This window comes from Rickettsia amblyommatis (assembly GCF_002078335.1).
Classification (GTDB): Bacteria; Pseudomonadota; Alphaproteobacteria; order Rickettsiales; family Rickettsiaceae; genus Rickettsia; species Rickettsia rickettsii.
Window position 1 is genome coordinate 1,028,914 of sequence record NZ_CP015012.1, and the last position, 24,212, is coordinate 1,053,125.

A 24,212-nucleotide genomic window follows, 5' to 3' on the forward strand; every position below is an offset into this window, starting at 1 on the left:
GTGTGGCAATCTCAGGAAGTTTGACGAGATTGCCACGTCGCTTCGCTCCTCGCAATGACGTTAAAATAAAAACTATTAACAAATGAATGAAATTTTTTGTAGTACATTACCTATTTTTTTAATTACGCTGCTTGGTAGTATTATCAAAAATAAATGGTTAACTTCAGAAGAATTTTGGCGTGGTATTGAGAAATTATCGTATTTTGTACTATTTCCTGCCATGCTGTTTAATTACGTATCTACTGCCGATTTAAGCGTTGTATCCATAATTAAATTAGTAGTGGCTCTTATTATATCCACTATTCTTGTATCAATCGGTCTTATAATTTACCAAAAAAAATACAACATAGATAAAGTCCAATTTACTTCCATTTTTCAAGGATCGATTCGTTATAATAGCTACATTTTTTTTGGGGTAAGTAGCCCCTTGCTTGGTCCTAGCGGGCTTTCAATCGTTGCCGTTATTTCTTCTTATATGATTATTTTTACCAATATTTTATCGGTAATGATTTTCGCTTATTATATCCCTAATAAATCCGTTACTAATACTATTAGAACTAGTTTTGTTTTAATGATGAAATTAATTGTGCGTAATCCGTTAATTATCGCAAGTTTAGTAGGATTCGTTTTTAATTACTCAAATCTTGAATTACATCTAGGGCTTAAGAAGACGTTAGATAGCCTTTCTAATGCCGCTTTATCTATCGGTATGCTAAATGTTGGGGCAGGGCTTAATTTTACTATTAGACAAGAGCTTTTACATAATGTAATGTTTACAAGCTTTGTTAAATTAGTTGCATTTCCTCTAGTTAGTGTAGTAGTACTATGGTTAATGTCTATTGACGGATTAGATAGATCGGTAGGAATATTATATAGCTGCCTTCCATGTGCGAGTACGGCTTATGTTTTATCTCGTCAACTTGACGGTGATCCTGATTCTATGGCGTCGATTATAACATTTACTACTTTTTTCTCGGTAGTTACTATATCAATTATTATGTATATAATGGGGTGAATTTACCACGTCATTGCGAGCGACTGAAAGGAGCGTGGCAATCTCAGGAATGTTGCCTGAGATTGCTTAGTCGACGCCTATTGCGTCTGCTCGCAATGATGCAAAACCAAAACAAACAAATAAAACAGGAATTTCTAAAATGGATGAAATGAATAAAATAAATTATGCTGAGGCCCTTGAATATCATGAAAAAGATAAGCCTGGTAAGATCGCTATTTCTGCAACAAAGTCTTTAGTTACTCAGCAAGATTTATCACTTGCTTATTCCCCAGGGGTTGCGGCTCCTTGCCTTGAAATTGCTAAAAATTTAGAGGATGTATATAAATATACTGCTCGCGGTAATTTAGTTGCCGTAATCTCTAACGGTACTGCCGTACTTGGGCTTGGTAATTTAGGAGCTGCCGCTTCAAAACCGGTGATGGAAGGTAAAGCGGTACTATTCAAAAAATTTGCTGATATTGATGCAATTGACTTGGAAGTGAATACGGAAGACCCTGAAGAACTTATTAATGCCGTGAAGTATCTAAGTTATAGTTTTGGGGGTATTAATCTTGAAGATATTAAAGCTCCGGAATGTTTTATTATAGAAGAAAAATTAAAATCTTTAATGGATATACCGGTCTTTCATGACGATCAGCATGGCACGGCGATTATTACCGCCGCAGGGCTAATAAATGCTGCGTATCTTACTAATCGCAAGCTTGAAGATTTAAAAATCGTAGTTAACGGAGCAGGTGCAGCAGCTATTGCTTGCATTGATTTATTAATTGCTCTTGGAGCCGATAAATCAAAGATTATTGTATGTGATACTAAAGGCGTTGTTTACAAAGGACGCCTAGAAGGTATGAATAAATGGAAAGAGCTATATGCAAGTGATACCAAGTTTAGAACTTTAGCGGAAAGCTTAAATAACGCTGATGTATTTATAGGGTTATCGGTAAAAGGGGCAGTAACTAAAGATATGGTGAGTAGAATGGCAAGTAATCCGATTATTTTTGCTATGGCTAACCCTGATCCGGAAATTACTCCGGAAGATATAAAACTTGTGCGTGATGATGCGATTATAGCAACAGGGCGATCTGATTATAATAATCAGATTAATAATGTTATGGGATTTCCTTATATTTTTAGAGGAGCATTAGATGTAAGAGCTAAGACTATTAATACGGAAATGAAGATAGCTGCAGCAAAAGCCATTGCAGATTTAGCCCGTAGACCTGTACCGGAAGAGGTGTATAAAGCTTACTCAGGGCGTAAGATGGTTTTTGGTAAGGAATATATCATTCCCGTACCGTTTGATCCTCGTTTAATTACCGTAGTAGCAGCGGCGGTTGCCGTTGCTGCAGTAGAAAGCGGCGTTGCTAGGGTTAAAGATTTTAGTATAGGTAAATATAAGAAAGAATTAGGTAGCAGATTAAATCCTACTGCTAACTATATGAATTTCTTAGCTGAAAAAATTCATAATGCACCACTTAAACGGATTGTTTTTGCTGAAGGTGAAGAAGAAGAAGTAATTTCTGCCGCTCTTATGATGCGAGACAAGAAATATGGTCATCCGATTATAATTGGTCGTGTTGAACGAATTGAGGTTACGTTAAAAAAGATAGGTCAAGATATTAGCTTAGATGGAATTCAAATAATGAATGCGGCCTTAAGCGATAGTTTAGAGAAATATACTGATTATTTATATAAAAGACTTCAGAGAAAAGGTTATTTATACCGTGATTGTGCAAAGTTTGTTAAAACTGATAAGAATATTTTTGCTGCTTGTATGTTAGCATGCGGTGACGGTGATGCTCTTTTAACCGGTGTTACGAAAAGTTATATCGATAGTTTAGAAGATATCATGAAAGTCATTTCACCAAAAACTAATCGTAGCATCCTTGGCTATTCAATTATGATTGCCAAAGATAATAATATTATTATTGCCGATAATTGTATTACAGAATATCCAAACAGCTGGGAACTTGCACAAATAGTAACCCAAACTGCAGAAATTGCTAAAAATATGGGAATCACTCCTCGTGTTGCACTTCTTTCTTTTTCAACATTCGGTAATTCTTCTAAGGCAAAAACAGCTCGTATTCGTGAAGCAGTAAATATACTAGATAATTTTAGAAAAGACAAAGAAGAGCTGAGCGGCATGAAGGTAGATTTTGAATATGACGGAGAGATGTCGGTTAAAGTGGCTTTAGATGGTGATTTACGTAAATTATATAAATTTTGTAGATTATCAGGATCTGCAAATGTATTAATTATGCCTGATTTAAATTCAGCTGCTATTTCTACTGAGTTGTTACAAGAATTTTCGTCAAACAGCTTTATAGGTCCTATAACAAACGGTTTTGAAAAACCCGTTCAAATACTTCAAGCTACAGCAACAGCTAATGAAATACTAAAAATAGCAACTTTTGCTTGCGTTGAAGCTATAAAAGAGGTTTAATTACTATATCTTTAAAGTCAATTAACTTGTGATAGGTAAAGTGGCACCGATTACAGAACTGCATAAAAATATACAAGAAATTACAAAAGATTTACGAAAACATGATCCTCAAATACCTGATACCAGTAAAAAACCGTTAGCTTCTAGAGAAAATTTTGAAGATCTAATACATTCTGATTGAGGAAAACCTGTACGAAATAAACCGCTTTCTTTTGATGAAGAGTTAAAGAAAAAAGTTCAAAGCAGACAAGTAAAGGATGCTTTAGAGCAGCAAACAAAGAGTACAGAAGAAAAAATAGATAATCATGCAAAACGTATAGAAGAATCAAAGCAACAACAGAAAGCACTAGAAGAGGGGAAAAAGGGGCTTGAAGAAAAAAAAGCTAATTCTAATATTACTAGAGAAGAAAGATGGAAAATCGCTGTAGAATTAGAAGCTATTAATAATCAATTTAAGGCTATAGAAAAAGAACATAATACTATTAATAGTGCTTCCGATAGAGAAAAAAAGTTTGATTATAAAAATAAACACTTAACTTCTACAACAAGAGAGCTGACAGCTGCAGATTTACAGCAACAAGGAGCATTAGCAGCTATATAAAACGTATGAAAGAAGAGAAGATAAAGCAGCAGCAAGCAGAAGCTGTTAATCAATCTTCAAAAAATACTCCAACTATGCCTAGCGGTACTATACTGATACCACCTCCACAATGCCTGGAAGCGGTATTCCTATGCCCCCATCGCCTCTGCCACCACCTATATCAATTCCAAAAACTATAGAGGCAAAGGATATTGGTAAACAAATGCTTCAAGGAGGAAATAAGCATAAAGAAGAACTAGCAAAAGTTATGAAAGCATGAAGAGAAAAAATAGAAAAGCAAAACTCAGGAAGAGGAAGGTAATTATTATAGTATCATAATGGCTCTTTTTTCAAATTTTATCATAAAATGAGCTGTTAGGCTCTATGAAGATTTCTAATTGATTTGCTATTTTGAGGTCTTTTTTAGCGAAAATTAATAAGATTTTTGAAAGAATAGCTACTCCTATTTCAAAAAAAACCTATAATTTGCAGCAAAAAATAACCAAAATTAAAGCTTCTTAGAAATCTTCATAGAGCATAGCGAATTAGAACAATTTTACAATTTAATTGCAGTTTAGCCCAAATTTTATCTGCAGTAATATAGGATAGCCTGTAATTAATCCTAGGCTAATTAATGCAAGCTCTGTCACCAAGAGATAAGCCAAATTGTTCTGTTTCTTTCTTTAAGCGTCCAATTTCTATAGCTTGATCAAACTCTAAGGCTACAATTTTATTTATTGAAGCTGAGATCATTGCTTTACTTTGAATAAAAGATATGTTCAATTTTTTATCTAGTTCAGCTACTACTTCTGCTATATTTACTGTAGACATAATAGATAACGGTAATAATTCTTCGACCTTATCACTACCAGTTTCTGAGTTAAATAATGCAAGTAAAGCAGATGAATCTAAAATATATTTATTCATTATTAAATTCCTTTCTTCTTGATTCAATTTAAAGAGTCAACTAATGATATGTTATCTTTATTTCTAGATTTTACTAATGCTTGAAATTCTTTAATTTTATTTTTTAGAGGAATCAATGTTAATTCTTTATCAAGTATTAGCATTAACTGATCTCCTTAAGCAATATGTAATTGATCACGAATTTTTGCAGGAATATTTATTCTACCATTTTCAGATATAGTAACTTTATATTCTAAGTGCATATTTTTAAAACGGTTAAAAATTGAATATATAAATATAATATATTATAATTAAAACTATAATAGTAAAATAAATATAAAAGATTTCTATATTGAAATTATGCTGTAGTTGTTCCTATTTCAAAAAAATCTTATAATTTGTAGACAAAAAGAGTCAAAATAGATTAAATTAATTTTCTTTCACACAGCCTAAATAGTGGGTATCATATGATGTTGCCACAAAAAGGAAATATTATATGTCTAATTCAGCTTTTTTAGTTGCGTTTTTTACAACGATTATCCGTTATTATGATTATGCTCTATTCGGTTTATCGGCTAGTATTCTTGCACAAAATTTCTTACCTAATATAGAGCAAGATAAACAACTACTCGGTTTTTTTGCTATTCTTAGTGCAGCCGTTATAGTACGACCTTTAGGGTCCTTAATTTTTGGATTTATCGGAGATAAATACGGGCGTACTAAATCTATCAAGATATCGATGTTCATAAGTAGCATTGCTACCGGATTAATTGCTATTACTCCTTCCTTTAAGATAATAGGTATTTTTGCTACGGTAATACTAACATTATGTCGAATGGTTTTTTTAGCAAGCCTTGCCGGAGAAGTTGACGGAATAAAGGTTTATGTAGCTGAAAAAACAGGAGATAATCGGAAAAATTTAAATATAGGAATAGTTTCATGCTGTAGTCAAGTAGGTGCATTACTTGCGGCTATAGCTGATTATTACGCTAGTAATTCCGATATCCAATATTTATGGCGTTTTAATTTCTTTATTGGTGCAATATTTGGTTTATTTGCTATTTTGATGAGAAATTTTTTTAAAGAAAGTAGCGAATTTTTAAGAACATCATCAAAAAGTACCTTGCGGCAAATTATATGGAATAATAAACTATCCGTTATAATAGCATTACTAATAAGCGGTGCTATTGGAGGAGTGTATCACTTTTTAGTAATTTTCTTAGGAGTTTTTTTAACAAAAATAGCTTTTATAAATCATCCTGAAATAAGATTTATGAATATAGCTCTTACTACTACCTATGGAATATCAGCTGTTTTTGCAGGGCTGTTTGCCGATAAAATAAACCCTTTAAGACAGATTATGTGGGCTTTATTTGCCAGCATTATTGTTGCTTTAGGAATGCAAATAATGTTATACAAACAAATATTTAATATTCTCTGTCCCGTTATATTAATAGGACTTGCAGCATTTTATGCAGTACCGCTACAAATTATTGTTCAATCCTTATTTAAGACTAATGTTAAAATGAGGCTTTATAGTCTATCACATTCTTTTGGAGGTATTATTCTATCCTCAACTACTCCTTTCTTTAGTATGTTGTTATGGCAAAATTTTAAGTCACTATCTCTAACTTTAAGCTTTTTCATATTTTTGCTTATAATATTAATGAGTACAGTGTTGGTTTTACGTAGGATGTCATCCTCACAAAAGTAAAGCCTTGTTGCATGGCTCGTTTATGTCATCCCCGCTTTCGCGGGGATGACATAAACGAGCCATGCAACAAGACCCAAAAACAAGAATAACATCAATTGTCCTGGATATTTCTTCAGTCTTTAACTGCAACCTGTAGGTTTTATGCTAGGACTACTTGCAGATTTGAAGCTTTGCTGTGTTTGTGTCCCAATTTGCTTCGCTTCTTTTGCTAAGTTTTCAAATTTGTCTTTTAAGCTTTTTGTATTGCCTTTTAGCTTTAAATCGTGAGTTATTTCGTTAATATTCAATTTTTCAGGAGTTTGATGATCTATAGGCTCTTTAGATTGAGTATGTTTTAGAAGGTTCTATTGTAAATTTTGTACGAGGTCTTATTAGTTCATTCTCTTTCCCTGTACCTTTCTGTTTTTCTTCCTCCCATTTATCCCATTCCGCCGGCGATGCCCAGTATCTTGTTATTTTACTATCAAAACCTTTTTCAAATTTGTTTATTAAATTTTTGGTGCTATTCTCTTTAATTTCTTTACCTCGATTTTCAAACTCAAAATTTTTCTTAGGAGTTATATAGTCAGATTGAGTATTTTCATGTTGTTTTTCTACAGTCTGTTTCTTTTCTTCTGTCCAGTATTTTTTGATTTTGCTGTCAGAGTCTACTTCAAATTTTGCTATTCTATCTTTGATACTGGTAACTGCTCCTGTAGATATTTTAGGTTGATCTTGGGTTGATTGCTTAATATGTTTCGGAGATGTATTTTTAGATAATGCATAAGTCAAAGATTCTAAATTAGATAAATTCTTTTGAACTTTTTCTATATTGGAATTTAAATATTCTATTTCGGGTCCTTTATATTCTATTATATTTTTTAATGTGGTATTAATTTCTACAAAAGATTCTTTAATCTCTTTATTAAATTTATCATCATTATTACTTATTTTACTACAATTAGTAGAAATTTTTTGAAGTTTATCTAATATATCATTAATGCTCTCATCTTGTTGAGAAGTCGATACCATACTTGCTAAAAATTCACTTCTTCCTAATAGAGGTATGGTAGAGGCTTGAGTATAATCTTGTGGAAATTTATCGATCTCTTCTTTAAACCTCTTTAAGAACTTTATTGTATCATCGAATATAGGATGAGTATCCAGGAAAGAGCAGGAGGAGTCGGTATTGCTTCCTGCATTGGATGAGTTATTGCCTCAACTTGTTTCGGGAATGTATCGTTATATAGCTTTTCATTTTGTAGCTCAGATATATAATCATCTACTGCTTCTTTTAATTTATCTAAAACGGCACTATTTTGGGAAGGAGGCAGCATTCCAGTGTCATCCCGTTCTAAAGCGATATGATCGCTTCTACGTTCCTCACGAGGATCAGTTAGCTTATAGTAATTTTTATTTAATAAACGAGGAACACGTGCATTGTCGCTCTTTTCATATTCCTTAATTTCTTCAAATATACCTAGTGTCTTATAAATATTATCTATTGCTTCTTGAGTAAGTCTTGCATTGCTTACTTCTTTTTGTTGGATAGATTTTTGTAGTTCTTTTGTTGCCGTTAACTTATCTTTTGCTGTATTTGAATTTGATAAAATTTTCGCTTGTGCTAAATCAAGAGCTTCAATTAAATTAGTAGAGCTGCTTTTTCCAAATGTGGTAGATAATTCTTCTTGACTTGAGCCTATTCCTGAATCAATAGAAGAAGATCTAGAAACGGTATTAGATTTAGGATTAATATTTGCCTGTTGTACATAAGATTTGCCAGTATCTATTAATATTTTATCAGTGAATTGTGCTAGTTCATTGAATGAATTTTCTAGTTTTGCAAAAAGTTCTGTTGAGGAATGTACTATTTGCCGGTGATAACTGTAGTACCGATTCATTTTGCTTGATTAAATTTGATATATTTTTAAATTTATTTGCTAATTCTTCAGATAATATATCAATCTTGTTATTGTTATTACTTCCGGCATATGAGACTAGAGCCTCCTTTATATTTTGCGAGATATTATCTGCATGATCTATGAACAACATCTTATATTGTAAATCTAATTCACTTGAATTATTAGTATTACGGAAGTAATTTGTATTTACTGATATACTTTTGCTGTGTATATTTTTCGAAGCTTCTATAAGTGCTTTTTCCCCTGTCTCTTCTTTATTTTTTAACTTCTCAAATAAATTTTGTAAACCATCTGAAAAATCCCCGGCATTATCAAGGTATAAAAATTTACTTCTTATAATCTCTTGTGCTTTTTGATTGGAAACTTGTTGCACTTTTTGTTTCTCTTGCATTACTCCTAGAATGATATTTTTATCTAATGAATTAATCACATCATAAAAATTTTTCATTTCATCTAATTGTTCTCTAGACTCTTTCTTTTATTTTGTGTAATCCCTCTCTTAATTCTTGAAATTTATCCCATTCATGTTGTTCAAGAAAAAATCCCTTTATTTCTAGTTCTTGCTCATTAGTGATCGGTAGTGAATTACTTAGTCTTAATAATGCTGAAAAATCTGAAGGGGATATTAGGACATCAAGTTGAGCCTTTGTTTTTCTACCTTTTCCGTCTTCCTTAAAGCCCTCAACTTTACCAATACTAATAGGTAGATTTTTTAAATAAATTTCTTTACTAGCACCCTGTATATTTTTATCATTTGCTACTTTGAAGTTAGCGTGTTGCTGAGAAACATACAGTCCCGGCGTTCTAGGGTCTATTTTGTTTATTAGAGCTTTTATAAAATTAGTGTACGTGTTATAGCTAGTTTTGTTTCTAAAATATTATTTAAATTAGTATTTTTTATTAAATAAAGATTTCTTATTAGCCGGTCTAATTCATTCTTATGTTTCATAATTTCCCTCTATTAATAAAAATAAACCAAAATGTAATATCATTTATGTTCAATTAACAATACTAATAATTAGTATTAATTCAATATTTTAAATCTTGTTGCATTTGTGCTTCAATAATATAATTTCATCATTTATTTTATCGTCTCAATGAGTTTTTTAACTCCCTCGACTGATTTATCAAATAGTGCTTTTTCCTCTGCGGTTAACTGTAGTTCTATTACTTTTAGAACACCTGCTTTACCGATCATAATAGGCACTCCGACATATAAATCATGCACGCCGTACTCACCTTGTAAATGAGCGGCACAAGTTAGAATCTGACGTTTATCTTTTAAATATGACTCAAGCATTTCTATTGCTGAGGCTGCGGGAGCATAATAAGCAGAACCTGTTTTAAGTAATGCAACAATCTCACCGCCGCCGTTTCTAGTACGATCGATTATTTTTTCAATATTTTCATTACTTGATAAGCCCATTTTTATCAAGTCAGGTATCGGCACGCCTGATATTGTAGAATATCTTGCAAGAGGTACCATAGCATCGCCGTGACCGCCGAGAACCGTGCTATTAACATTGCTAACCGATACTTTAAACTCTTCAGCAAGAAAAAGATTAAATCTTGATGAGTCAAGTACTCCTGCCATACCGATTACTTTATTGTGAGGCAATCCGCTTTCTTTAAGCATGACATATACCATAACATCAAGTGGATTGGTAATTACTATTACAAAGGCATCAGGAGCGTATTTTTTAACATTTGCTGCAACCGTTTTCATAATACCGGTGTTAATGCTAATTAAATCGTCTCTACTCATCCCTGATTTTCTTGGTAAACCGGCAGTAATAATTATGGCATCAGATCCTTCAATATCTTTATAGTCGTTTGTGCCTTTTATTTTGATATCAGACCCGGCTATTGTACCGGCTTGCATGAGATCCAATGCTTTTCCTTGCGGTACTCCTTCAGTCACATCAAATAACACGATATCGCCGAGTTCTCTAAGGCTAATTAAGTGAGCAAGCGTACCGCCTATGTTACCGCTACCTATTAATGAGATTTTTGGATTTTGTTTCATTACTCCCTCTACAAATATTAAATATGCCTATTACTATATTACAAATAGATTCAAGAAAAAAGAATTTTTAAATTATATTGTTAATTGGTTAATTCATAAAAATTAACCATTCACATTGACTTTATTAAAATAGATTAATATAATGCCGAGTCAAAAATACCATGAAACATGGAATTTTAATAAAATAACTAAAAAAATAATTATGACTAAAATTTCTAAGTTAATAAATATTTTTAAATCTTGTATAGGAAAGGGGAGTAATGCAAAAGAATGTAAAACCACTCCAGAAATGTTTCATGATTTACGCATTAGTATTAACAATAGTCGTAATAGTAAAACAGTAAAGATGTTAGTTTTGATACGGTAGATAGCCCAGAAAACAAAAGTACCCTACATTATGTAACTGACTTAGCAGACCTTAAAGAGTTACTGCAAAAAGGTATTGAGCCTAATATACAAGATGAGAATGGTGATACTGCTTTAGAGGTTACAGGTAATGTTAAAAAAGCCAAAATGTTACTTGAATATGGTGCTACGGTGAATGACTATAAACAGATGGGTGCAGTATTACATTACTGTGGTCGTAACTCAGTAGAAAACAAAATTATTCTTTCACTATTAATGCATAACAATGCTAATACTAATTTTACAAAAGCAAATTTAGTAAGACAATGTAAAGAACCGCATGAAGAGGCAGAGCGGTTAATAAAACAAATTGAAAAAAATAGAGGGCTTAATATATCAAAGTAAAGAAGTAGAGACGTTAAGAGTATATGTTGACAGATTACAGAGCTTAAAAAATAAATATGAAAAAGCAAAGGATAGTAGCCAAGCTGTTTTAAAAATAATATTTAATTATATTAAAAATCAATAGAGTGGTGGTTTAAAAGCTAAACTTGTTATTACTTGTCAAAATCTAGGGTTAATCGAAGATTATTCGGAGGTAGCTCAAGAAAATGCAGTATATAAGTGCTTGGATGAGGCTTTTGATTTGCTTGATCAAGGATTAATAGTAATAGGAGAGGATGTTCAAAATACAGTAGTTTGATTCATAGCATCAAGCAATTTTTGAAAAGCACTGGTCATTCCCGCGTAGGCGGAAATCTAGTAAAACCTATAAAAATTTTGTTTTTTTAGGTTTATTTTTTTAATAAATAACTTCTATATCGATATTTAAAGTTATTTTGCTAGATCCCCGTTTTCGGTGTGGATCAGTTTTCCCGATGTCATCCCGTGGTCAAAAGCCACGGGGTGACACAGGGGATTTTACCGGTCCATGCAACAATGCTGAGCTAGGAATGACATCGTACACCTTTTCTGAGTCATGTAACAACACCTATGTAGTTCATGAAGATTAGGTATCAACGCAAGCAAGCCTTCACAGGAATGGATATCCTTATCAACGTTGTATCATCTTATTATAATATTTCGATAAAACTTTCACGCTATATAGCCATAATAGACATACGATAATAAAACTAAACATCAATAAACCGGTTATGTCGTTATGTACGGCGTTCGGGAAAATACTAAAGGATATGAATTGAATAATAGCACCTATTGATTTACCGATTTTAGCACCCATAACATCAACTGTAGCTTTACCTTTGGTCTTCATTTCACTATCGAGCGGAATATATACCATTTCTTTAGTAGCATCAAAAAGTGAATATTTTACGGATTTAGACAGTACATGCCAAAGTCCGCCAATAAAAACTATAACGACAAGCGGTGCATTATAGCCGAGAGTATTTACGATATTTCCTAGGTGATTTTCAAAAACCGTGAATGAAAAGAACATCACACCTGCTCCAAACATCATAATCGGTGTTATAATAGCTCCCCAAAACCAGCCGCATATTCTAATTAAACTACTGCCTAAAAACGCACTAACTAACGTGAGTACTCCCGTCCAAAAAAACACTTTGCCGTGATAGGCTATAAAATCCTTTGTAGCGGGATAGAGTTGCTTTACTTTGGACATCCATAATCCTTCTATTAGGCTAATACTCATAGAATAAGACATTACAAGAAGACAAATAAAACCGAGATATCTAGAAGTTAATATTACTTTTGCACTTTCGACCAAGCTTAATTTTAATATATCCGTTCTTTGGTTTTTAAATTTAATATTTTTGTCAGCTTCTACGACTGATTTATCAATAAGTTTATGAAGAGCTAGGCAAATTAATCCGGATATTAAAATGACCGTAATAAATGATTTTAAAAGAATTTCATTTGTATCGTTTAGATGAGAAAATAAAGGTAATAAGAAATGTTCACTCTTAGCAAAATAAATAATTACGGTTCCTGAGATGAGTAAATTAGTTTGTCCGAATAAAGTAAAAAATGAGTAAAATCTTGGTGCTTCTTCGACTTTAGTAATTTTATTTGCAAGCTGCCAATATAAAAGAGTAAAGACTATAACCGGCCATAACTCTCCCATAATATAAAATAATACCAAACTCCACTGTCCCCAAATTATTAAAAACCATTTTAAGTGAGGAAGAACAGTGATATAGTGCTTAATTAATTCGGGATCGGGATGCAAAAACTCTCTGTATGGAAATAAAATAAAACCAAAAATTGCGAAGAAAAATAAAAAAGTACCGGTAATTACCCTAAAAACTTGCTCTGTTGTCATAATATTACAGAGTTTAGAATAAAAAATAACAAATAAAATTCCCATCGGCATTTCGCCCCAAAGTTTGATAAAACTCAATACTTCCGAGCTAATTAAGGTAACAACAAAACTATCTTTAATACTACGAACTAAGTTTTGATTAAGTAGAATAAAAAACATTAGTAAAGCCATCGGGATGAACCTGGTTAATTCATACGATCTAATCGGCCATACTATATGCCTAAATTTACTGTTTCTGGCTTTATTCCAAATTGTGAAATTAGAATCCACGCTATCCATTGATTTACTATGAGCTTATTTTTTTAGTACCGGATAGTTTTTAAAAATGTTATGTTTTTGCAAGGCTTAGAGCTTTATATGTCATTCCTGCATATGCGGGAATGACCTCAAACGCTTTTCAGAAACTGTCCGGCTATATTATTTTGCACCCTAGACTATAATAAAAACTATGTCAAGATTTTTTAAAATAGTCTCATATATTGTTATTAATTATATTTATTATACTCAATCACTGCTTTAATAAACTGAATAAATAACGGATGAGCTTCAAAAGGTTTAGATTTAAATTCCGGATGAAATTGTACTCCTACGAACCAACGCAGTAGCGGTAGTTCAATTATTTCTACAATCTCTTCATCTTTTGAAAAACCGCTAAATACTATTCCGTGTTTTTCAAAAATATTTTGAAATTCATTATTAAATTTTATATCTATGACGATATATCTCATTTATTTCAAGGCTTTTATAAGCATTAGCTGCGATGGTACTTGCGACCAAACTACAAGGATAAGAGCCGAGCCTCATAGTCTTTTTTACATTTTCAATTGTTATTTTTGAGTCTTCACAGTTTTTATTTATTTTCTCAATAATTTTTGTACCGTCTACTTTAAATTCTTCCGTTACTGCATCTTTAATACCGATTAAATTCTGAGCTATTTCGAGCGTCGCAAGTTGCATACCGAAACATATTCCAAAAAAAGGTATGTTATTAGTACGGGCATATTTTATTGCTATAATTTTTCCTTTAGTTGCCCGTTCTCCAAATCCGCCTGGTACTAAAATCCCATCTATATCTAATAATTTTTTATTAATATTCTCTTCAGTTAGATTTTCAGCATTGATCCATACTAAATCAATTTTGTATTTGTAATAAATACCTGCATGATCAAGTGCCTAGATTACTGATTTATAAGCATCTTTTAATTTATGATATTTAGCTATTATAGCGATGATTCTTACTTTTGAATTAGAATCTTTTAGCCTCTTAATTATATCATGCCATTTATCTAATTTAGACGGCATGACATTAATATTAAAAAATTTTAATACTTTATTGTCAAGTCCTGGATTATGATATGCAATCAGTACTAAATATATATTTTTTTGATCTATTGCCGGACAACATACTCAGATTCTATATTACAAAATAAAGCTATTTTATCTATTGCGCCTTTTGAAATGTTACGTTCTGCACGACACACTAGTATAGCGTGTAATGCTTTAACTGAGTGTTGGGTAGGTTTTATTTTTAATTCACGGGCGGTTTTAACATAAGGTAATAATGTTAAATGAATAAATAAACAATTTTTGCTTTTTAATTTGTTACCAATTGCCTTATAGCTTCAAAAAACGGTAGACCTTCAATATCACCGACTGTACCGCCTATTTCACAAATAATAAAATCAAAACCCTTGGTGTTTTTTGAAAGTATAAAATCTTTTATTATATTTGTAACATGCGGGATGACTTGAACAGTAACGCCGGCGTAATTTCCTAAACGTTCATCTTTAAGTAATTTTGAGTATATCGCACCTGTTGTGATGCTATCAAATTTGTATGCGGCAACTCCAGTAAAACGTTCATAATGTCCAAGATCTAGATCGGTTTCTGCTCCGTCATCGGTTACATATACCTCACCATGTTCGTGAGGATTCATAGTTCCCGGGTCAATGTTAAGATAAGGGTCTAGTTTTCATACACTTACTCTAAAACCTTTTGCTTGCAACAGCATAGCAAGCGATGCTGCCGTTAGACCTTTACCGAGTGATGCAACAACGCCGCCGGTAACAAAAATGAAATGTACCATTATTATAAACCTAGTTTATTAATATTTTCGTAAAATTTTACTGCTTTTTTTAAGTCTTCTTCTGTATCTACGGAAATAGGAACATTCTCAACTAAACATGTACCTATAGTCATGCCGTTTTCAAGGACACGTAATTGTTCTAAACGTTCTGTTTTTTCTAAAAAAGTTGGCTTAAGAGATACAAATTTTTCTAAAGCGTTTTTGCGAAAACCATACATGCCTACATGATATAAAAATTCTTCTGCACCGTTTGGGATAAGACTACGCGAAAAATACAATGCTGTCCCCGCCGAGTCAACCGCTACGGTAACATTACTACTAGCTTCCACTGATTCCCTATCTACTTTTACTATCGGTGTAACAATATCGTATTCGCTGTTTTTTAAATATTCTATAATTTTCAAAATAGCGCTAGGTTCAATGAAAGGCATATCTCCCTGTACATTAACTATGTAATTAATGTTTTGATTATTTGGAATTAATTTAAAAGCTTCATAAGTACGATCAGTACCGGTTGGGATAGCACTATCCGTGAATATTACTTTTCCTCCGACTTTTTTAATAACGCTTGCTATCTTTTCCGAGTCGGTCGCAACATATGTATGCTCAAGGCCCGCTTGATTTACTTGTTTGAATACCCGCTCGATTAAAGTTATAGAGCCGATAAGCTGCAGCGGTTTTTGTTTAAGCCTAGTTGAACTTAGCCTTGAGGGGATAATTATAGCCACGTCCTGATGCTGCATAAACTTCCTACATTTAAATTAAAAAATAATTGTTGACAGATTAGCCTTTTTCGGCGATAAAGTAAAACATAATTTTTGAATATATGCAATTATTTAAGAGCTCGTAGCTCAGTCGGTAGAGCATTTGACTTTTAATCAAAGGGTCCCGGGTTCGAATCCCGGCGAGCTCACCATACTTTTACACTGTGGGTTTGTAGCTCAGCTGGTTAGAGCACACGCCTGATAAGCGTGAGGTCGGAAGTTCAAGTCTTCTCAAACCCACCATTCAATCCGCTACAACAATAAAATCTGTATTATCATAATTATAAATCAAGGTGATCATTTATTAAAATTACTAAGTTAGGATGATATTGTCAAACTAAGGTTTAGATTATGAAAAAATACAAATTCACTGAAAAAGAACAAGAAATACTAGATTATTTTGAACAAGAGATGAGCTTTTAGAGTTACCTAAAAAAGAACTAGAGAACCAAAAAATATAGCTAAAATTGCCGCAGCTAATTTTTTTAAAAAATCGGAAAGAATTAATATTAGATTGCCGTTATACGATTTAAATCATATAAAAAGAATTGCAGCACAAGTAAAGAATGCCTTATCAAACGCTTATTGCTAGTGTTTTACACAAATACGCGTCCGGATATAAAATTAGATAAACTTAGTTAATCAATACTTTTTTTATATAAATAACATTTTTTCTCAATGAGTCTTTTTAAAGGTAGAAAAAGGTTAGAGGGTAAATTATCAAGAGCAAACCACTACCAGCTTTTTACTGTATGAGGCTCAAGGTTCTGTAATTCATGCTCATTTAAACAATGAGCTTTTAAGGAAAATCAAGACGTAATGCTTTTGTTCTTTTTCAAAAATATCGTTAGTCACTGCTATAAATTGTGGGTTTTCAATGATCAGATTTGTTTCTTCTAAAACTTCACGGATAGCACATTCTTCAAATGTTTCTCCAAATTCTAAATGTCCACCGACAGGAGCATAACTAGACTCACCATTGGAACTAATACGTTTACCTAATAAAATTTCATTCCTATTATTAAAGATTAAAATACCGATACGTAGGTGGTTAGTCATATCTAACTATTAACTCTTGATTGACTTATTAATATCGTATGTTAGTTTCTAAAGCAAATAAAAAAATATTGCTTATTTAAATACCGTGAGCTATTTGTAGATTATATTTAATATTTACCTGTAGTTATGAATTCTACCAATCAATTACAAAATAATAGCTTCACTAATTCTTGGCTTAAGCTTGGTATTTTATCCTTGGGATTTGCGGGTTTATATTCAATTATTTTGGTGGTACTACGTACCCCGCAATTATCAAGCTTTTTCCCAAATCCGCATATTTTCAAATCTGCTTTAATTATTCATGTTAATTTATCGGTATTGATTTGGTTATTGTCCGTTACGGCTAGTGTTTGGGGGGGTGAAACGTCATTGCGAGGAGAGGCAAAGCCTCGACGCGGCAATCTCATGAAACAATACAAAATTTCTGAGATTGCCACGCTCTCTACGTTCGCTCGCAATGACGTGTTGCGCCTTTACCCCAAACTTGCTTTTCTAGCTACTCTTCTAATCGCTATCTCCCCAATAGCCGGGCATAATCCGGTGATGAATAATTATATACCGATGCTTGAAAATATTGTATTTATTTTGGGGTTAAGCTTATTTGGTGTTACGTTGCTATTGTACGCTATAAATATTTTATATTTCTTCGATTGGACGAACTTAAATAGTCTAGTTAATTTTACCGTATTATCGACTATTATAATGTTTATCTTAAGCTTTGTTTGTTTTGGATGGTCTTATAATGGCTTGCAAAACATCATTCAAATTATTCCAATCGAGATAGAATTTTATTATGAATTACTTTTTTGGAGCGGAGGTCATTTACTGCAATTTATATATACTCAAATATTAATATTTATTTGGGTTAGTTTATTTAGAGAGTTAATAGCTAGAGCATTGAAATTTCAAAAATTCTATCTTTTCTTACTTTATTTAAATTTTATTTTCGGAATTCTTACACTTTTCGGTCATATATTTTATGATATTATCGATGGAGCCTTCAAAGTATTCTATACAAATCATATGAAATATCTAGGCGGCATTGCTCCTGTTTTATGTTTAATAGGTATGGGGGTTGAGTTGGTGTGGGTATTTGTCATCCCGCGGCTTGATCGCGAGATCCAAACAAATAATGTTATAGATCTCGCGGTCACGCCGCGGGATGACACGGTTACAATAAATGACAGAGTAATCAAAGCCATCTTACTTTGCTCTATTACTTTATTCTTACTTGGCGGGCTTATAGCAATGAATATCACAGATATAAATGTAGCAATTCCTGCTCATTATCACGGGTCTATAGTAGGGATTAGCATTGCTTGTATGGGGTGTAGTTATTTGGGTATTGGGAGGTATCAACGTCATTGTGAGCGACTAAAAAGAGCGTGGCAATCTCATGAGGTAATACAAAAACTCCCTAGATTGCCGTGTCGGCACTTCGTGCCTCCTCGCAGTGACAATATTATTAATTTTACATTTTACCTCCTAACATTCGGGCAGATTCTGCACATACTAGGTCTAGCATTCGCTGGTGGTTACGGTGTTATGCGGAAAAACCCAAATAGTGTAATGCCGATGTCAGCTAAGCTATTAATGGGAATGATGGGCGGAGGAGAGTTTATTGCTATAGTAGGCGGCTTGATGTTTGTATATTTTTGTGTTAAAGTAATGTTTTTTAAAAGTATAAAACTAGCACATGAGTAAACCAACTAGAGAAGAAGCTAAAGAGGCAGTAAGAACGTTACTAAAATTCATTGGTGAAGATCCAAGCAGAGAAGGTCTGCTTAAAACGCCTGATAGAGTAATTAATAGCTATGCAGAAATATTTTCCGGTTATGGAAAGGATGTAGCAGAAATATTAAATACCAAGTTTTATGAAACTTGTAATTTTCAAGATTTTATCTTACTGAATATAAAATTTACCTCTTTCTGTGAACATCATATATTACCTTTTAACGGTACAGTAGATATAGCTTATGTTCCTGATAATTGTATTGTAGGCATAAGTAAGCTAGTACGAATAGTAAATATTTTTGCTAGAAGACTACAAATCCAAGAAAAAATGACGGTACAGATAGCAGAAAGCGTGCAGGAGAATTTAAAGCCGCTTGGCGTTGCCGTTAAGATTTCTGCCGTACATAGCTGTATGTCAATGCGTGGCGTAATGCAAGATAATAGCGTTATGAATACCATGCATTATACGGGTATATTTGCCGAACAGCAGAAATATCGTCATGAATTTTTAAACCTTACTGCTAAAAGGTGATACGTTATTAATGTCATTTCTGCGGAAGCGGAAATCCAGTAATTTTGTCATACCGCGACTTGATCGCGGTATCCAGAAAAAAATTTAAAAAAACTGGATCCCGTGGTCAAGCCACGGGATGACAAAATGACTGGTTATAAATATAGCAAGAAAGTAAATAAAATATGTTATTATCAAAATACTTTTTACCTGTGTTAAAGGAAGAGCCAAGTGAAGCTCAAGTAACTTCGCATAAATTAATGCTTAGAAGCGGAATGATTAGGCAGCAAGCAGCAGGGATTTATACTTGGCTTCCGCTTGGCTTAAAAGTATTGAAGAACATCGAGAATATAGTACGCTTAAATATGAATAAAGCGGGAGCTTTGGAAGTTCTAATGCCTTGCATTCAGCCGGCACATTTATGGATGGAATCGGGACGTTTTGATAATTACGGTAAAGAAATGCTGAAATTTCAAGATCGCCACGATAATACTTTACTATTCGGTCCTACTAACGAAGATATGATTACGGATATTTTTCGTCATAATATTAAGTCATATAAGGATTTGCCGAAAAATCTTTATCATATCCAATGGAAATTTCGTGATGAGATTAGACCTCGTTTTGGTGTTATGAGAGGACGAGAGTTTTTAATGAAAGATGCTTATTCTTTTGATATAAATGAAGAAAATGCCGTTAAAACCTATAATCAAATGTATAAGGCTTATATCAATGCTTTCAGGGATTTAGGCGTGTTTGCTATCCCTGTTATTGCCGATAACGGTCCGATCGGTGGCAATTTAAGCCATGAGTTCCATATAATCGCCGAAACTGGTGAAAGTACTATTTATTACGATAAAAAATTTAAGACATTAAAAGATAATCCTGATATTGATGTAGAGGAAATTAAAAGTTGGTACGCGGCAGCTGAAGAAAAACATGAAGTAAATAAATTACCTATATCTGAACAAGAAATAACCAGCAGTAAAGGAATAGAAGTCGGGCATATTTTTTATATAGGCTCAAAATATTCGGTTAATATGAATGCACTTATTAATGATGAGCATGGTAAACTAACTCCTATAGAAATGAGTTCTTACGGCATAGGCATTTCAAGGTTAGTTGCGGCTATCATAGAAGCAAATTGCGATGAGAAAGGTATCATATGGCCTTCTAGCGTTGCTCCTTTCAAAGTTTCTCTAATTAATTTAAATATTCATGATAATAAATGCGTAGAGCTTGCGGAAATGGCTTATAAAGAGCTATCAGATAAAAATATAGAAGTGTTATATGACGATACCGAAGCACGTCCAGGCAGTAAATTTGCAACGCATGATCTTATAGGTTCACCTCATCAAATTATCATTGGTCCTAAAAAAGCCGCAAATAATATTGTTGAATTAAAAGATCGTAAAAGTGGTGTTATAGAAGATATTGAGGTAGGTAGTCTAATGAGTATATTGTAAAATAAAGAGATATACGTCATTACGAGGACATTGCATAGCAATTGATGAGGCAATCTCAAGAGTTTGTTATTATCTCATGAGATTGCCACGCAGTCTATGGCTGTTTGCAATGACGATTTTGGAGTCATGCAATAAGGCTAATACCCTATGGGAATGATATAGAAAAAATATTCTTCGTAGACAATGATAGTATCATATGATAGTATCATATAATGAATAGTAAACCGTCTTTTCAAATAACTAATAAAATCTTGGAGTTATCACAAGATATTTCTTATGAGCTTGGTATTTTAGCCGGTAGCAAGCTTTACTCTCAACCTATAAAACTTAGAAAAAATAATCAAATTAAAACCATCCATTCTTCTTTAGCAATTGAAGGAAATAGTTTAAGCGTGGAGCAGATAACCGATATAATAAACGGCAAGCGTGTACTCGCACCTGAAAAAGATATTTTAGAAGTAAAAAATGCTATAAAACTATACAATAATCTTACTATATTTAATCCCTTCAAAATTGAATCATTATTAAAAGCACATGAGATATTAATGCAAGGATTAGTAGAAGATAACGGAAAGTGGCGTAAAGGTAATGCCGCTATATTTAAAGGCACAGAGATTATACATTTTGCCCCTACGGCAAGCCGTATATCTTTATTAATGCAGGATTTATTTGAGTTTATAGCACAAGATAAGACAATTTCTGGAATAGTTAAAGCTTGTATATTTCATTATGAGTTTGAATTTATCCATCCTTTTTCAGACGGTAATGGACGAATCGGTAGATTATGGCAACAATTATTACTAATGCAAGCTAATAAAATTTTTGAGTATATTTCCGTTGAAAGTTTGATAAGGAATAATCAAAGTGAATATTATAGTGTTTTAAGTAAGTGTGATAAGCTTGGTGAATCGACCTTATTTATCGAGTTGATGCTTGATAAAATAGTTGCAGCATTAAGATTATATAGTAATAATATTACATATGAGGCAAATACGCCTTTATCTAGAATGGAATTTGCTAAGGTTAATTTAATAGATCAATGGTTTTCTAGAAAAGATTATATTACTGTACATAAAAATATTTCTACGGCAACAGCTAGTAGAGATTTGTTATATGGTTTAGAGCGTAAACTTTTAATAAGTAAAGGGGATAAGAATCAAACTTATTATAAGTTTGTGTAGTTTTTAATGTCATTCCCGCTTTCGTGTATGAGTGTTAACTTAAGAGAAGAAAAAACCTCTGATGCCATTCCCGCGAAAGCGGGAATCCAGTACTTTAAAGCTCTTTAAAAGCTCGATTTATCTTGCTTTACCCCTAGATTTCTGCTTTCGCAGGAATAACATCATATCACTGATTCAAAAAGAGATTAACATGAAAAATTTTATAAAATATTTGTTTTTTACCGGTCTATATATAGTAGTGACGATAATAGTTGCTTATATGGTTTTGGCTCGAACTATTCCTAATGATGGGCAGTGTCATATGATGGATAGACCGCTTGTTATTCATTACATCTTAGCAGCAATTATTACCGCTTTACCGACACTAATTTTAATATATAGTAAAAAGAAAAAGTAAATATATGATCGGTAAATTAAGCGGTAAAGTTGATTCCCAAGGCGATGATTACGTTATAATTGACGTAAACGGGGTAGGGTACTTAGTCTATGCTTCAGGTAAAACTTTAGGTAAACTTGCTGCAGGGGAGTTTTATAAACTATTTATCGAAATCCATGTTAGAGAGGAACATATTCATCTTTACGGTTTTCTGACTCTAGAAGAGAAGAATTTTTTTAATTTGCTACAATCAGTAAACGGTATAGGTACAAGAATGGCTTTATCTATCTTATCAAGCCTTACGCCTTCGGATATTCAAATTGCTGTAAATAATGAAGATAAAAATATATTTAAAGCAATATCCGGAGTAGGGGCTAAACTTGCTGAACGTATAGTGTTAGAGCTGAAAGGTAAAGTAGCGAAAATATCAAGCGGTTCAGCTATTATTAAAGATAGCTTAAATATTAAGAATATCACACCCGTTACAAGTAATGAAGTAATAAAAGCTCTAGTAAATCTAGGATTTTCTAGATTTGAAGCTCAAAACGCCGTGCAAGGCATCATTACCCAAAATCCCGAAATCTCTATTGATGAATTAATCAAAACAGCCCTGAAAAATCGAAATTCTAATTTTTAGTTGATAAATTAGCAGTTATTTTATATTAATTTAATTACTAAAATTAATAGGTCTAAATATATGTCCAAGTTAATAGAATATTTAGAAAAAATACAGGCTGAAGAAATATTAAAAAAGCTAGAGAAAGACCATGCTACTTTAAGTATTACCGAGGTTAATTTTGTACCACAATCACCGGTATTTGCAGCTGCTGGATACTCTAAAATTCCTGCAGATGCTTTAATGGGTTATTTAATGCTTTACAAGGAGATGCTACTATAAAGTACTTAAGCACTGATAGTTTTTTGTGGAGTTTAAAATCAATAAAATTATTTGCTGAATTTTTTAAAGATCCGCTATGCCGAATTACCGACATTAGTTTTATAAATGCTTTGAATAATGTTAATAAGATAGATGTTCTTTTAGATACCTTAAGAGTAAACGGAACTATAGAAAATATTAAACTAGCTCATAATTATTTAAGAGATAAGGGATTAGATAGATTAATAAATAATTTATTTAAGAAATTTATAAAAACTTTAGAATTGCAAAATACAAATATAAGATTAGACAATGTAATAATAAATAATTTTATTAAATTTCTTAAAGAATCTAATATTGAAGCTCTTGCAAATCCTCTAACACAAGAAAATTTAATAAAATTATTCGAAGATATAAACGAAACAAAAATAAGCGATTTAGATATAAGTGGGATATTTTTTGATAATAATAATGTTCCTGCCTGATCCTCATTTGTTAACAATACTAAACTTGCCTGATTGAATTTTTCATTAAGTACAGAAGTAAGCGAGGAATCAAAGAAAGCCTTATCGGATGCTATAAAAGAGAATAAAAGCTTAATTGGATGTAATATTTTAGGTTATAAGATAGGAATGAAATCTCAAGATAGACAAGAATTGGACGCACAAATTACAGAAATAACTGATGAAAATAACCTTACTCTAAAAGATGTAGCAGAAGTTTTGAAAAATTATTATGAAAATCCTAATATAATATTATCAAATGAGATATTTGGTCATTATTTCAAGTTATATAAAGGATTAAAAATTACCTTAAAGAAGAATTACAAAACTTAGGCATCACTGATACAGAAAAATTTTTTGAAACCGTAGATAAACTTAGAGCAGGGGTAACTAGTTTCTGTGAAGAGGGCTAATATAAAAGTCTAA

21 protein-coding genes, 2 tRNA genes and 6 pseudogenes are annotated in these 24,212 nt (G+C 32.4%); 18 read left to right on the forward strand and 11 right to left on the reverse strand.

All coding sequences use genetic code 11. From position 1 onward, the window contains the following. Positions 1–82 precede the first annotated feature (82 nt). The 4 genes and pseudogenes from A3305_RS05885 to A3305_RS11580 all read left to right on the forward strand — a co-directional run bounded on the left by A3305_RS05885 (position 83) and on the right by A3305_RS11580 (position 4,318). On the forward strand, positions 83–1,015 hold the full coding sequence (locus A3305_RS05885) for an AEC family transporter (protein WP_014392139.1): 933 nt from the start codon (positions 83–85) through the stop codon (positions 1,013–1,015). A 139-nt stretch (positions 1,016–1,154) separates the two neighbouring features. After that, positions 1,155–3,458, forward strand: coding sequence for an NADP-dependent malic enzyme (locus A3305_RS05890; protein ID WP_014392140.1), 2,304 nt, complete (start codon positions 1,155–1,157; stop codon positions 3,456–3,458). A 40-nt stretch (positions 3,459–3,498) separates the two neighbouring features. Beyond that, complete coding sequence (locus A3305_RS08980) at positions 3,499–3,639, forward strand: hypothetical protein (RefSeq protein ID WP_167884963.1); 141 nt, start codon at positions 3,499–3,501, stop codon at positions 3,637–3,639. A gap of 425 nt (positions 3,640–4,064) precedes the next feature. After that, positions 4,065–4,318, forward strand: a pseudogene (locus A3305_RS11580) (transporter). 248 nt (positions 4,319–4,566) lie between these two features. On the opposite strand, the pseudogene A3305_RS05900 reads toward A3305_RS11580, so the two are convergent. Together A3305_RS05900 and A3305_RS05905 are read right to left on the reverse strand one after the other, a co-directional pair. Further along, a pseudogene (locus tag A3305_RS05900) lies at positions 4,567–4,965 on the reverse strand (type II toxin-antitoxin system VapC family toxin). Then, positions 4,958–5,207 (reverse strand): annotated as a pseudogene (locus tag A3305_RS05905) (AbrB/MazE/SpoVT family DNA-binding domain-containing protein). Before A3305_RS05905 ends, A3305_RS05900 begins: the two co-directional pseudogenes overlap by 8 nt. A 233-nt stretch (positions 5,208–5,440) precedes the next feature. On the opposite strand from A3305_RS05905, the gene A3305_RS05910 reads away from it, so the two are divergent. After that, on the forward strand, positions 5,441–6,658 hold the full coding sequence (locus A3305_RS05910) for an MFS transporter (protein ID WP_014392145.1): 1,218 nt from the start codon (positions 5,441–5,443) through the stop codon (positions 6,656–6,658). A 119-nt stretch (positions 6,659–6,777) separates the two neighbouring features. Here A3305_RS05910 and A3305_RS09585 read toward each other — a convergent pair whose 3' ends face one another. The 5 genes from A3305_RS09585 to mdh all read right to left on the reverse strand — a co-directional run bounded on the left by A3305_RS09585 (position 6,778) and on the right by mdh (position 10,585). Next, entirely contained in the window at positions 6,778–6,945 is a 168-nt protein-coding gene (locus tag A3305_RS09585) for a hypothetical protein (RefSeq protein ID WP_014392146.1), read from the reverse strand. A 31-nt stretch (positions 6,946–6,976) separates the two neighbouring features. Continuing rightward, positions 6,977–7,669, reverse strand: coding sequence for a hypothetical protein (locus A3305_RS11860; RefSeq protein ID WP_014392147.1), 693 nt, complete (start codon positions 7,667–7,669; stop codon positions 6,977–6,979). Positions 7,670–7,770: 101 nt separating this feature from the next. Further along, entirely contained in the window at positions 7,771–8,538 is a 768-nt protein-coding gene (locus A3305_RS05920) for a hypothetical protein (protein ID WP_226984030.1), read from the reverse strand. Continuing rightward, the gene (locus tag A3305_RS10680) at positions 8,456–9,007 is read right to left on the reverse strand and encodes a hypothetical protein (protein ID WP_014392148.1); all 552 of its coding nucleotides are present in this window, start codon (positions 9,005–9,007) and stop codon (positions 8,456–8,458) included. The genes A3305_RS05920 and A3305_RS10680 overlap by 83 nt, the downstream gene beginning before the upstream one ends. Positions 9,008–9,640: 633 nt before the next feature. Beyond that, the gene (gene mdh, locus A3305_RS05935) at positions 9,641–10,585 is read right to left on the reverse strand and encodes a malate dehydrogenase (RefSeq protein ID WP_014392149.1); all 945 of its coding nucleotides are present in this window, start codon (positions 10,583–10,585) and stop codon (positions 9,641–9,643) included. Between the two features lie 142 nt (positions 10,586–10,727). Here mdh and A3305_RS05940 point away from each other — a divergent pair, with 142 nt between their 5' ends. Together A3305_RS05940 and A3305_RS10685 are read left to right on the forward strand one after the other, a co-directional pair. Continuing rightward, on the forward strand, positions 10,728–10,952 hold the full coding sequence (locus A3305_RS05940) for a hypothetical protein (protein WP_014392150.1): 225 nt from the start codon (positions 10,728–10,730) through the stop codon (positions 10,950–10,952). Positions 10,953–11,098: 146 nt separating this feature from the next. Next, entirely contained in the window at positions 11,099–11,335 is a 237-nt protein-coding gene (locus A3305_RS10685; protein WP_226984031.1) for a hypothetical protein, read from the forward strand. 649 nt (positions 11,336–11,984) lie between these two features. Here A3305_RS10685 and tlc2 read toward each other — a convergent pair. The 3 genes and pseudogenes from tlc2 to A3305_RS05965 all read right to left on the reverse strand — a co-directional run bounded on the left by tlc2 (position 11,985) and on the right by A3305_RS05965 (position 16,058). Then, positions 11,985–13,508: a nucleotide exchange transporter Tlc2 gene (tlc2, locus tag A3305_RS05955; RefSeq protein WP_014392151.1), complete on the reverse strand. Its 1,524-nt coding sequence runs from the start codon at positions 13,506–13,508 to the stop codon at positions 11,985–11,987. 206 nt (positions 13,509–13,714) lie between these two features. Next, positions 13,715–15,315, reverse strand: a pseudogene (locus A3305_RS05960) (CTP synthase). Between the two features lie 2 nt (positions 15,316–15,317). After that, the gene (locus A3305_RS05965; protein WP_014392152.1) at positions 15,318–16,058 is read right to left on the reverse strand and encodes a 3-deoxy-manno-octulosonate cytidylyltransferase; all 741 of its coding nucleotides are present in this window, start codon (positions 16,056–16,058) and stop codon (positions 15,318–15,320) included. 97 nt (positions 16,059–16,155) lie between these two features. Here A3305_RS05965 and A3305_RS05970 point away from each other — a divergent pair. Further along, positions 16,156–16,231 (forward strand) — tRNA-Lys (locus A3305_RS05970). 14 nt (positions 16,232–16,245) lie between these two features. After that, positions 16,246–16,322: transfer RNA gene (locus A3305_RS05975), tRNA-Ile, on the forward strand. Positions 16,323–16,813: 491 nt separating this feature from the next. Here the strand turns inward: A3305_RS05975 and A3305_RS05985 are convergent. After that, positions 16,814–17,138 (reverse strand): annotated as a pseudogene (locus tag A3305_RS05985) (nucleotide triphosphate diphosphatase NUDT15). 126 nt (positions 17,139–17,264) lie between these two features. On the opposite strand from A3305_RS05985, the gene A3305_RS05990 reads away from it, so the two are divergent. The 9 genes and pseudogenes from A3305_RS05990 to A3305_RS11595 all read left to right on the forward strand — a co-directional run bounded on the left by A3305_RS05990 (position 17,265) and on the right by A3305_RS11595 (position 24,199). Next, positions 17,265–18,842 (forward strand): cbb3-type cytochrome c oxidase subunit I, encoded by a 1,578-nt coding sequence (locus A3305_RS05990; protein ID WP_014392154.1) that lies wholly within the window; start codon positions 17,265–17,267, stop codon positions 18,840–18,842. After that, the gene (gene folE, locus A3305_RS05995) at positions 18,835–19,404 is read left to right on the forward strand and encodes a GTP cyclohydrolase I FolE (protein ID WP_014392155.1); all 570 of its coding nucleotides are present in this window, start codon (positions 18,835–18,837) and stop codon (positions 19,402–19,404) included. Before A3305_RS05990 ends, folE begins: the two co-directional genes overlap by 8 nt. Positions 19,405–19,568: 164 nt before the next feature. Then, the gene (gene proS, locus A3305_RS06000; protein ID WP_014392156.1) at positions 19,569–20,849 is read left to right on the forward strand and encodes a proline--tRNA ligase; all 1,281 of its coding nucleotides are present in this window, start codon (positions 19,569–19,571) and stop codon (positions 20,847–20,849) included. A gap of 212 nt (positions 20,850–21,061) precedes the next feature. Then, positions 21,062–22,030: a Fic family protein gene (locus A3305_RS06005; RefSeq protein ID WP_014392157.1), complete on the forward strand. Its 969-nt coding sequence runs from the start codon at positions 21,062–21,064 to the stop codon at positions 22,028–22,030. 190 nt (positions 22,031–22,220) lie between these two features. Further along, entirely contained in the window at positions 22,221–22,427 is a 207-nt protein-coding gene (locus A3305_RS06010) for a hypothetical protein (protein ID WP_014392158.1), read from the forward strand. Between the two features lie 4 nt (positions 22,428–22,431). Next, positions 22,432–23,043, forward strand: a complete 612-nt coding sequence (ruvA, locus tag A3305_RS06015; protein WP_014392159.1) for a Holliday junction branch migration protein RuvA — start codon at positions 22,432–22,434, stop codon at positions 23,041–23,043. 60 nt (positions 23,044–23,103) lie between these two features. Next, positions 23,104–23,304, forward strand: coding sequence for a hypothetical protein (locus A3305_RS09595; protein ID WP_014392160.1), 201 nt, complete (start codon positions 23,104–23,106; stop codon positions 23,302–23,304). A 23-nt stretch (positions 23,305–23,327) separates the two neighbouring features. Further along, the gene (locus tag A3305_RS10690) at positions 23,328–23,768 is read left to right on the forward strand and encodes a hypothetical protein (RefSeq protein ID WP_014392161.1); all 441 of its coding nucleotides are present in this window, start codon (positions 23,328–23,330) and stop codon (positions 23,766–23,768) included. Between the two features lie 147 nt (positions 23,769–23,915). Beyond that, positions 23,916–24,199 (forward strand): annotated as a pseudogene (locus A3305_RS11595) (hypothetical protein). Positions 24,200–24,212 lie beyond the last annotated feature (13 nt).

Bases quoted from the DNA above. Each gene is read 5' to 3' on its own strand.
- A3305_RS06005 (WP_014392157.1), top strand. From the start codon at position 21,062: ATGAATAGTAAACCGTCTTTTCAAATAACTAATAAAATCTTGGAGTTA.
- A3305_RS05990 (WP_014392154.1), top strand. From the start codon at position 17,265: ATGAATTCTACCAATCAATTACAAAATAATAGCTTCACTAATTCTTGG.
- ruvA (WP_014392159.1), top strand. From the start codon at position 22,432: ATGATCGGTAAATTAAGCGGTAAAGTTGATTCCCAAGGCGATGATTAC.
- A3305_RS09595 (WP_014392160.1), top strand. From the start codon at position 23,104: ATGTCCAAGTTAATAGAATATTTAGAAAAAATACAGGCTGAAGAAATA.
- A3305_RS05885 (WP_014392139.1), top strand. From the start codon at position 83: ATGAATGAAATTTTTTGTAGTACATTACCTATTTTTTTAATTACGCTG.
- proS (WP_014392156.1), top strand. From the start codon at position 19,569: ATGTTATTATCAAAATACTTTTTACCTGTGTTAAAGGAAGAGCCAAGT.
- tlc2 (WP_014392151.1), bottom strand. From the start codon at position 13,508: ATGGATAGCGTGGATTCTAATTTCACAATTTGGAATAAAGCCAGAAAC.
- A3305_RS05965 (WP_014392152.1), bottom strand. From the start codon at position 16,058: ATGCAGCATCAGGACGTGGCTATAATTATCCCCTCAAGGCTAAGTTCA.
- A3305_RS05940 (WP_014392150.1), top strand. From the start codon at position 10,728: ATGCCGAGTCAAAAATACCATGAAACATGGAATTTTAATAAAATAACT.
- mdh (WP_014392149.1), bottom strand. From the start codon at position 10,585: ATGAAACAAAATCCAAAAATCTCATTAATAGGTAGCGGTAACATAGGC.
- A3305_RS06010 (WP_014392158.1), top strand. From the start codon at position 22,221: ATGAAAAATTTTATAAAATATTTGTTTTTTACCGGTCTATATATAGTA.
- A3305_RS10685 (WP_226984031.1), top strand. From the start codon at position 11,099: ATGTTACTTGAATATGGTGCTACGGTGAATGACTATAAACAGATGGGT.
- A3305_RS11860 (WP_014392147.1), bottom strand. From the start codon at position 7,669: ATGGTATCGACTTCTCAACAAGATGAGAGCATTAATGATATATTAGAT.
- folE (WP_014392155.1), top strand. From the start codon at position 18,835: ATGAGTAAACCAACTAGAGAAGAAGCTAAAGAGGCAGTAAGAACGTTA.
- A3305_RS05920 (WP_226984030.1), bottom strand. From the start codon at position 8,538: ATGAATCGGTACTACAGTTATCACCGGCAAATAGTACATTCCTCAACA.
- A3305_RS05910 (WP_014392145.1), top strand. From the start codon at position 5,441: ATGTCTAATTCAGCTTTTTTAGTTGCGTTTTTTACAACGATTATCCGT.
- A3305_RS10680 (WP_014392148.1), bottom strand. From the start codon at position 9,007: ATGAAAAATTTTTATGATGTGATTAATTCATTAGATAAAAATATCATT.
- A3305_RS05890 (WP_014392140.1), top strand. From the start codon at position 1,155: ATGGATGAAATGAATAAAATAAATTATGCTGAGGCCCTTGAATATCAT.